This is a genomic window from Kaistella sp. (assembly GCF_049588135.1).
Taxonomy (GTDB): Bacteria; Bacteroidota; Bacteroidia; order Flavobacteriales; family Weeksellaceae; genus Kaistella.
Window position 1 is genome coordinate 1 of the sequence record NZ_JBAVFG010000231.1, and the last position, 9,670, is coordinate 9,670.

Below are 9,670 nucleotides of genomic sequence, written 5' to 3' on the forward strand. Positions count from 1 at the left end.
GTTCTGAAAAATACAAAAAAAGAAATTCCACTTCCCAAAAATTCGATTTTTTCGGATTGGAAAGAAGCCAGAAGATTTGCTGGTCCATTGCCTTTCACCTTTACTTTTAATAAAGAAAAAAAGGAAATGCTCATCATTGAAGGTGTTCGTCAAAACTGGAAACCAAATCCGCTTCAAGTGGAAAAATATCGATTTCAATTTGTAGAAAAATTTAATTTTTCGGAGGCGATTCTTGCCAATGCTTTTATCATTAACGACATTCCATATTCTTGGAAAAAAGGTAAAATCGACGTATGGAAACAGTAAGAAAACCCTTTCAAGGCGTAAGAAATATTGTAAGATTCAATTGGCATTTTTATGCGTTTGGATTTATCGTTTTGGTTGTTCTTGCCTATTATTACTTTTCTGTGGAAGAACATCTAAGATTTTTGTTGCTCGTTTTTGCGGTTTTATTTTTCTTGCCAGTTCTTATTTCGTTGCTCGTTTCTTATTATGTTTATGATGCTTCAGGATTTTATTCTTTAAAGTGGCTTCAAATTCCCAATACTTCAGAAAAATTCAAAATTCTCAATATTAATGCGGGTTTTGATGAAACCAGTTTTTTGCTTCAACAGAAATTCCGCAATTCAGAAATCAAAATGCTCGATTTTTATGATGAAAAAAAACATACCGAAATTTCCATCAAAAGAGCGCGAACAATTTATCCCAATTCTCTGGAAACGATTTCTGTCACAACAGATTCGTTACCTTTCGAAGATCATTCCATTGATTATATATTCCTAATTTTTGCTGCACATGAAATTAGAAATGATGCGGAACGAATTGTTTTTTTTAAAGAATTAAATCGGGTTTTAAAACAAAATGGAAAAGTAATCATCACAGAACATTTGCGGGATTTTCCTAATTTTTTGGCTTTTAATATTGGCTTCTTTCATTTTCTACCCATGAAAATTTGGCGCGAAACTTTTGAAAATTCTCAATTCAAAATTTCAAAAAAAATAAAAATAAATCCTTTTGTAACCACTTTTTATCTTTCAGGAAATGGAACTTCATCTTAAAATAATAGGAATTTTGCTCATTTTTTTAGCAACTCTTCACGTAGGTTTTCCTAAATATTTCAAATGGAAAGAGGACTTAAAACCTTTAAATTTAATGAATCGTCAAATGATGGAAATTCACACTTTTTTCATTGGGCTCACGGTTTTTTTGATGGGAATTTTATGTTTCTTTTGTTCAAATGAAATCATTTCAACTTCTTTAGGGAGAAAATTAGCTTTTGGTTTGGGGATTTTTTGGTTGATTCGTTTGGTATTTCAATTGTTTGTTTATTCTCCTAAATTGTGGAAAGGCAAGAAATTCGAAACTACAATCCATATTATTTTCACCGCATTATTCCTTTATTTCTGTTATGTTTTTTTTACAATTAGCTTTTCTTTTTAAGCCAATTTTTCGCTTGATTGTAATCGATATAATATGTTAATTTTAAAGAAATATTATTAACCATCGGTTCATTAAATAAAGTGCTGAAATTATCTTTGAACTTCATTCTAGAAATTCCTAAATAGTCTTCTACGGCATTTCTGTACATTACGGTAAGTTGACTTCCTGGCGCAAACCACCATGAATAGCGTAAATCTACATTCCAGGAATTGTAAGTTCCATTTAAATTTTCATTAAATTTCGTTGTCGATGCTAAAGTTCCATCTTGATTTAAAGTAAAGAAACTTTTATAAGTAACATCTGAATAATAATGACGAAATGCTAATGAAAGAGACATTTTATCATTGAAAGTGTATTGCGAAGTCAGGCTGTTTTCATACGTATTTCGCTGTCTTTTTCCCATGAAAATTTCATTGCCTTCTTTTCCTGCAAAGCCTATTTCATTATTGCTGAAAGAAGGATTGAATCTCCAAACAGTATTGAATTGATCTGAGAATCGATATCTAAAATAGAACGATGGACTTACAAGATTTTTGCCTTTTTCGTCGTAAGCATAATAATCAAAATTCATATTGTACTGAAACTTTTTTCGGCTGTCACTTTCAGTCCAAATCCAGGTATTCAGGTAGGAAGGTTTTTTTAAGAAACGTCCTGATGTTCGAGGTTCATAGATGTCATTTTCGCCAAAAGGTGTAAATTCAAAACCGCCGCCGTAATTTCTAAAATTCTTATTCGTAAATTGATTATTATGACTGATGACCAAATTGGTAAATAAATACGGCTCTAATCGGTGATAATAATTGGCATTAAAGTTCAGATAAATATTATTAAATTTTTTGGTCGGTTCCAAAATTCTATAACCATAATAAGCATTGTAATTGGCAAAATTGGTAGAAGTCGAAAATCCTAAATCATTGATATCCCAATTTTTTGTAACGAAATTTCCATTGATATTAAATTGATTCTTTCCGGAATTTTTAGCCAAACCGACTTGGCCACGAGACCCGAATTTTTTTCCGTGATCCATGACCCAACTTCCTTTGATTGCCCCAAAATAATTATAGGTATTCTTTTTATTATTAATGTTCCACAAAAAGGCCGTAGAATTCGCATCGCGAAAATTCCCTTCCCGAACAACATTCGTGTTGACTAATGTAACGGAAGAATTCTCATGAAATCTTTGATCCAGAACCAAAACGTTATAATTCGTCCATGGTTCTACAACTTCTTTTCTGGTTTCACCAGTTTTTTCATTAAGAATTAGGGCTTCCATTTTTTCAGTTATACCGTTGAAAAATCCGATTCCGAGGCCTTTGTTTGTTCTTCCTGAAATTTTAAATGCATTAAATAATTTCACTTTAGAAGGATATTCGGCTACTTTTTCATCAGCCGATATTTCGGGATAAACCGACGGATTTCCACCAATTCTTCTGGAGTAAAAAAGATTTCCTTTATTAAAAAGTTCGGTTCCTTCGGTGAAAAATGAACGTTGTTCTTCAAATTGTTGCTCGAATGGACTTAAATTTAAAATAGAATGATCAAAATTGGTTTGTCCAAAATCTGGAATCAAAGTCATATCAAAAGTAAAGGCGTCATTAATTCCATATTTAATATCCATTCCTCCATTAAAGTTGGTGGCGGTCTTTCCATCAAAATCATTTAAATATGTAGAAAAATAAGGCGTTAACGATAATCTTAATGGTGGTTGAATATTCTGGATTCCTTCTAAAACTCCATCATACATTAGATAAGTTGCTTTTTTATTATCAACGAAATTCCAAGTCAGATTCTGTTTGGTTTTCTGAATTACCCGAATGAAATTAATTCCCCATTTCTGAATATCTTTCTTTGGAAAACGCAGTTCTGAATAAGGAATTTTGATTTCAACAGTCCAACCGTTTTCATTAATCTTAACGGCTGAAAACCAAACTGCATTCCATGAAAAATCATCATTTGCGGTTGACATAATTTTAGCGTCAGCTTGCACTCCTGAAGCCTGAACGAAGAATAAAACTGCTTGTTGATGATCATCATAGCCATTAATGGTAATCCCGAAAATATCATCATTTCCGATATCGTCGCGTTCCGCCAATTGTTTTTGAATGTTTTCAGGATGTGGATCAATCAGCGTTGCACCGAAATAAACTCCGGTGTCATCGTAAAGAACTTTTACGGTGGTTTTGAAATCGTCGGGTTCAGGTTTTCCGTTGGTGGGATTTCTTTCAATGAAATTTTCGGCTACGGCTGCATTTTTCCAAACTTCTTCATCCAGAATCCCATCGATTTTCGGAGCGTTGTTTATTTTGCTGATATTGATTTTCTTTCTGGAAATATTTTCTTTTTCAATGGTTTGTGAATAAGTTTGTGTTAAAGAAAAGAAAAGTAGGAGCGTGGCAAATGTAAATTTCATTGAATAGTTTAGGAATAAGACAACGAAAACCTACATGGTGTTACATCAATTTCAAAAAAAATTCAAAAAAAATAAACGAACAATTGTCCATTTATTTAATTCTTAGCGATTTACCTAATAATTCACTTTGTGAAATTAAGAGCATATTTCACATTTGAATAGAAATCAATATCGGCTTTCAAAGAGCCTACTGCTAATTCTGCTTTTATGGCAATTGGCACATGATTGCGATCGTTGCTCACCCAAAGAGTTACTCCTTCTTTATCTTTAAAAACACGGCCGCTAATTACTTGTGGGATTATTTTTAAGCAATTGATAGAACCGAATTTTGTTTTTACATTTTCGGTACCAACTACTCTTAGCTGAAAGGGAAACATTTCATCATCGATCCAAATATTGAGTTTTCTGGTGCTTCCAGTTTTCAATTCAGTACTGTCTAAACTTCTTAAATAGTAAAATGCAGACAACATGTCCTGAATTCCCACTACTGAATTTAAGGATTTAGTATTGTTTTTTTCCTTATCTGTTAAGAGAAGCGTTTGGTTATTATGATTAAAAGTGGTTTCAAAATGTTGGGTGTAATTTCCTTCTTTTACATCACGGACATAAAAACTTGGCAAACCAGTATTGTAATTAATGAAACTTTCATAATTATCTTCTACTTTAAAAAAAGCCCTCACGGCTCCAGTTGTTCTGCCATAACCTTTTACATAAAAATGGGGTTGACCTTGATAAGTTGTTTTCAAGGTGGTTAAACTTGCGGTTCCTGCATTCAAAATTCCATAGTGGATTCTGTAGCGTAAAACCTCACCAGATTGAATATTCTGAAGTTTCTGTCCGCTGATAATAGTAATTAATAAAAGTCCAAAGAGTACTGAAAATTTTTTCATGGGTTTGCCTTTGCAAATAATTTGCCACAAAGATAAAATTTTGGTTTTATTCGATTTTTCTATGATAAAAATCATAATGAGGCTCAACATAGTACTTTTAATTTTTGTAAATTTGTCGACTTATTACCTAATTTTTAATTAATGATTACTACAGATATATTGATAATTGGCGCTGGTCCGACTGGACTTTTTACTGTTTTTGAAGCAGGTTTGTTAAAGTTAAAATGTCATCTCATCGATGCGCTTCCGCAGCCAGGTGGTCAATTAACAGAACTGTATCCGAAAAAACCTATTTTCGATATTCCAGGATTTCCATCGATTAACGCTGGAGATTTAGTTGATAATTTAATGGAGCAAACCAAGCAATTTCAGCCCGGATTTACTTTGGGAGAAACCGCTAAAACTTTAACCAAATTAGAAGACGGAACTTTTGAAGTCATTACCAATAAAGGAACGGTACATCATGCGAAAGCAGTGGCAATTGCTGGTGGATTGGGAACTTTTGAACCAAGAAAACCCGCTCTTGAAAACTTGGCAGATTACGAAGAAAATGGAGTAGAATATTTCATTAAAGAGCCAGAACATTTTAGAAATAAAAAAGTAGTAATCGCTGGTGGTGGTGATTCTGCTTTAGACTGGAGTATTTTCCTTGCAGATATTGCAAGTGAGGTTACTTTAATTCACAGAAGAAATGAATTCCGAGGAGCATTGGATTCTGTTGAGAAAGTGCAGGCTTTAAAAAATCAAGGAAAAATCCACATGATGACTCCAGCAGAAGTTACGGGATTAAAAGGTGATGGAAAATTAACAGCGATTACCGTAGAAAAAGAAGGCGAGACCTTTGACATAGAAACCGATTACTTTATTCCTCTTTTTGGTTTAACACCGAAATTAGGAGACTTAGGAAACTGGGGACTTGAAATCGAAAAAAATGCAATCAAAGTAAATAATGCTTTGGATTACCAAACCAATATTCCTGGAGTTTATGCGATAGGAGATATCAATACTTATCCGGGGAAATTGAAACTGATTTTATGTGGTTTCCATGAAGCAACTTTGATGTGTCAAAGTGTTTATAATATGCTAAATCCAGGCAAGAAATTCGTTTTGAAATATACGACCGTAAGCGGAATCGACGGTTTCGACGGAAGCCGTAAAGAAGCGGAGAAAGCAGTCGTAATGAAAATCGATTAACCAAAGAGCCAAGTAAAAGTAAAAAGAACCAAGTATAATACAATGCAGGATATTAATCTTAAAATTACGGATCGAAACGGCGACATTCATGAAGTGGTTGCACCTACTGATATGTCGATGAATTTAATGGAAGTCATTCGCTCGTATGAATTGGCGGAAGAAGGAACCATCGGCGTTTGTGGTGGTATGGCAATGTGCGCTTCTTGTCAGGTTTATATTGTAGAAGGTTCTGATAAGTTAACTGAAATGGGAGCTGAAGAAGATGCGATGTTGGGTGAAGCATTTCATGTTCAGGAAAACAGCCGATTAGGTTGTCAGATTCACATCATTCCAGAAATCGACGGTTTAGAAGTTGCAATTGCACCTTATCCTTAACGGATATCGTTTTTAATAAAAATTAAAAGGAGAGAAAATTTAGTTTTTCTTTCCTTTTTTTATTTCCAGAGGTTTATTAGAAATTAAGAAATACTTTTATTACCTTTAGTTGATTTGATAATTTTGAATAAAGTATGGATTATGAAAATAGCAACTTATAATGTCAATGGAGTAAATGGTCGGCTGCCAGTACTTCTACAATGGCTGAATGAAGAAAAACCAGATGTCGTTTGTTTACAGGAATTAAAAGCACCACAAGAAAAGTTCCCTGAACAAGAAATCTTAGAAGCAGGTTATCATGCTGTTTGGGTCGGACAAAAAAGTTGGAACGGAGTAGCAGTCTTGACAAAATCTAAGAAAGCAACAGTCATTCGAACCACATTACCAGACGATGAAACCGATGAACAAAGCAGATACCTGGAAGTAAACGTGAATGATTTAACGATAATTTGTATATATGTTCCCAATGGAAATCCTGTGCCGGGTGAAAAATTTGATTATAAATTAAAGTGGCTAGAAAGACTTAATGCTCAAGCAAAATTTTTGATCAGTTCTGGGAAACCCGTAATCATTACTGGAGATTTTAATATTATTCCTACGGAGAACGACGTTTATAAACCAGAGAAATACATAAAAGATGCGCTCTTTTTACCTGAAATTCGTACAGCTTTCCAGAATTTAATTGCTCAAGGTTGGACAGATGCTTTGCGACACCTTTATCCGAAAGAAACTATTTATACTTTTTACGACTATTTCAGAAAAGCGTACGAAAGAAATGCCGGAATGCGGATTGATCATTTTTTGCTTTCTCCTGCTATTGTACCTCACCTAAAAAATGGTGGTGTAGACAAGGCGGTTCGTGGCTGGGAAAAATCGAGTGATCATGTTCCTGCGTGGATTGAGTTGGATGATGTTGACTAATTCTTTTTAATTTAAAAATTCTAATTATTTTCCATCAAAAAGTTAATCATTATTAAAATAGGATTATCAAATCTATGGTTGCTTTCCTTCGAATTCAATGATGATATTAATAAAAAAAAGCCAGTAAAATCTTCACGCTAAACGTTTAGAAATTACCGACTTTTTTTATTTGAGATGATCTTTTAAATCAATCAAGAAAACCTTAGTCTAAACCACCTTTTCTGGTTGGTTCTTTCATTTCTGGCCATTTCATTGGTTCCCCAGTTCTGGTATTAATTGGCATTTTAATTCTTTCTGCAGACGCCTTTTCAGGATCTTCGCTTGCCATATAGGTTAAGATTGCAATTGTTGCAACGTTACTTTTCAAATCATCAAAAACGATTTTGTCATAAGTATCTCTGTTGGTATGCCAAGTGTAGGTTCCATAACTCCAGTTCAATGAACTCAACATAAATGCAGGAACTCCAGCAGCTATAAACGATGCGTGGTCAGATCCGCCACCGCCAGGAAATCCTGGGTAGGAAGTTTCGATTCCTTTGGTTAATTCTTTCGGCACGGCGCTTAACCATCTTCCGATATAATCATAAGAATTCAAAAATCCTTGACCGCTGATATTGGCGATTCTTCCCGTTCCGTTATCTTGATTGAAAACTGCCTGAACATTTGGCATCTGATCTTTGTGATCCCAAACGTAACCGCGGGAACCATTCAAACCTTGTTCTTCACTTCCCCAAAGTCCTACTATAATTGTTCTCTTTGGATTTGGATAATGTTTTTTAAGAATTCTCGCAACTTCCATCATGGTAATGGTTCCGGTTCCGTTATCGGTAGCACCAGTTCCGCCGTCCCAAGAATCGAAGTGCGCAGAAAGAATTACATATTCTTCAGGTTTTTCAGAACCTTTAATTACGGCAACAGTGTTGAAAGTTGGAACAATTCCTTTGTCTTTTGACTGTGCATTTATTTTCAGTTTTGGTGTTTTTCCGTGCTGAATCATTCGGTATAATTGACCGTAATCTTCTAATGAAATATCAACTACAGGAATCGTTTTTGTTCCTGCTGCGAAAATTTTATTCACTCCAAATCCTCTGGACCAATAAGAAGAAACGATTCCTGAAGCACCTGCTTTTTCTAATTTTTCATTTAAAGTTCTAGATGTTTCTCCAGTTGCAGCGATTGATTTTCTCCATTCTTCAGAAGCATCTGCTGATTCTTTTTTCATTTTTTCAAATGATTCCGGGGTTGCAAATTCTTTCCAGTTATATTCTGGTCTTCCGCTTGGTTGGTATTGCGAAACCATTACTAATTTCCCTTTAACTTTTGGAAGCCAAGCATTAAATTCTTCTTTGTTTTTAAACATTGGCAACATCACCACGTCTGCTGTTAAACCTTTTGCTGAAGTTGCTGGACTGAAAGCCAACTGCATTCCTTCGATTGATTTGGCATAAGGAGCAACCATTTCAATAGTTGACGGTCCTCTTTCCCAGGATTTCCATTCGCCCCATTTTTCGTTCTGTGCATCGATTCCCCAGTTTTGAAAACGTTTTACCGCCCAGTCATGTGCTTGTTGCATTTTTGGACTTCCAACCAATCGTGGTCCAATGTCGTCCATCAATTCGTACGCAAGTGTTTCGAGTTGAGAGTTTTTGTAAGTTTCATCCATAATTGATTGTACCATTTGGTCTTTCGTTTGAGCATTTAAACCCACCGCAAAAACCGTAGAAATCATCAAAAATTTAGCATAGTTCTTCATTGAATATAATTTTGCGATGAAGATAATAAAATTTATTCTAAGGAACTGTCTATCCATGGGAGAAAAGAAAATAGTATTCAATTTCTTGCTTACTCACTTTAATTTTTTAATTTTATAAAAAAAATAGATTATGAATTTAATTATCCGATTATTAATAACTGCAATCGTTGCTTTTGTTCTCACAAAAATTTTAAGTGGAGTTCATATTCCCTCATTTGGTTCCGCCGTGATTTTCGCTTTGGTCTTAGGGGTTCTCAATTTAATTGTTACTCCTATTTTAAAGATTTTAGGATTGCCTTTAACCATTATTACGTTGGGATTTTTCTCTTTAGTGATTAATGCTTTGGTGGTTTTACTGGCGGCGAAATTTGTAGATGGAATGACGATCGATGGTTTTTGGTGGGCATTTATATTCAGTATTGCTTTGTCCTTTATTACTTCATTATTAAATGGGATTATTTCCTCGGAAAAGTAAGTGGTAAAAAAGAAAATTTTTGAGCGGTTTCAATAGTTTTGAAACGCTTTTTATTTAATAAATGATGATCACCTTTCATTCATAATGGGAAACCGTTAATAAATAACGGATCATCAAAATCAATAATCTTAAAATAAAAATTAATGCGTTCCATTTTAACTTCAGTACTCGTCGTTTTTTGTTCCATTCAAACCTTTTCTCAGGAATTATAT

The 9,670-nt window shown here is 34.2% G+C and carries 8 protein-coding genes and 1 pseudogene; 6 read left to right on the plus strand and 3 right to left on the minus strand.

Features of this window, described 5'->3' with window-relative positions:
- A pseudogene (locus WBY99_RS12400) lies at window positions 1-306 on the plus strand (DUF2071 domain-containing protein); the annotation flags it as partial.
- The gene (locus tag WBY99_RS12405; RefSeq protein WP_423976649.1) at window positions 294-1,058 is read left to right on the plus strand and encodes a class I SAM-dependent methyltransferase; all 765 of its coding nucleotides are present in this window, start codon (window positions 294-296) and stop codon (window positions 1,056-1,058) included. The pseudogene WBY99_RS12400 and the gene WBY99_RS12405, both read left to right, overlap by 13 nt.
- Window positions 1,059-1,423: 365 nt before the next feature.
- Here the strand turns inward: WBY99_RS12405 and WBY99_RS12410 are convergent, their stop codons facing one another.
- Together WBY99_RS12410 and WBY99_RS12415 are read right to left on the minus strand one after the other, a co-directional pair.
- Entirely contained in the window at window positions 1,424-3,850 is a 2,427-nt protein-coding gene (locus tag WBY99_RS12410; RefSeq protein WP_423976650.1) for a DUF5916 domain-containing protein, read from the minus strand.
- Window positions 3,851-3,972: 122 nt separating this feature from the next.
- Entirely contained in the window at window positions 3,973-4,740 is a 768-nt protein-coding gene (locus WBY99_RS12415; RefSeq protein WP_423976651.1) for a DUF3108 domain-containing protein, read from the minus strand.
- A gap of 141 nt (window positions 4,741-4,881) precedes the next feature.
- Here WBY99_RS12415 and WBY99_RS12420 point away from each other — a divergent pair, with 141 nt between their 5' ends.
- The 3 genes from WBY99_RS12420 (at window position 4,882) to xth (ending at window position 7,230) form a co-directional block, all read left to right on the plus strand.
- Window positions 4,882-5,934, plus strand: coding sequence for an NAD(P)/FAD-dependent oxidoreductase (locus WBY99_RS12420; RefSeq protein ID WP_423976652.1), 1,053 nt, complete (start codon window positions 4,882-4,884; stop codon window positions 5,932-5,934).
- Window positions 5,935-5,976: 42 nt separating this feature from the next.
- Window positions 5,977-6,309 carry a ferredoxin gene (locus WBY99_RS12425; protein ID WP_423976653.1) on the plus strand — a complete coding sequence of 111 codons (333 nt, stop codon included), beginning with the start codon at window positions 5,977-5,979 and terminating at the stop codon, window positions 6,307-6,309.
- 141 nt (window positions 6,310-6,450) lie between these two features.
- Window positions 6,451-7,230 carry an exodeoxyribonuclease III gene (gene xth, locus WBY99_RS12430; RefSeq protein WP_423976654.1) on the plus strand — a complete coding sequence of 260 codons (780 nt, stop codon included), beginning with the start codon at window positions 6,451-6,453 and terminating at the stop codon, window positions 7,228-7,230.
- 202 nt (window positions 7,231-7,432) lie between these two features.
- On the opposite strand, the gene WBY99_RS12435 is transcribed toward xth, so the two are convergent.
- Window positions 7,433-8,983, minus strand: coding sequence for a M20/M25/M40 family metallo-hydrolase (locus WBY99_RS12435; RefSeq protein WP_423976655.1), 1,551 nt, complete (start codon window positions 8,981-8,983; stop codon window positions 7,433-7,435).
- A gap of 130 nt (window positions 8,984-9,113) precedes the next feature.
- Between WBY99_RS12435 and WBY99_RS12440 the strand changes: the two genes are divergently transcribed.
- Window positions 9,114-9,458 (plus strand): phage holin family protein, encoded by a 345-nt coding sequence (locus WBY99_RS12440; RefSeq protein ID WP_423976656.1) that lies wholly within the window; start codon window positions 9,114-9,116, stop codon window positions 9,456-9,458.
- Window positions 9,459-9,670 lie beyond the last annotated feature (212 nt).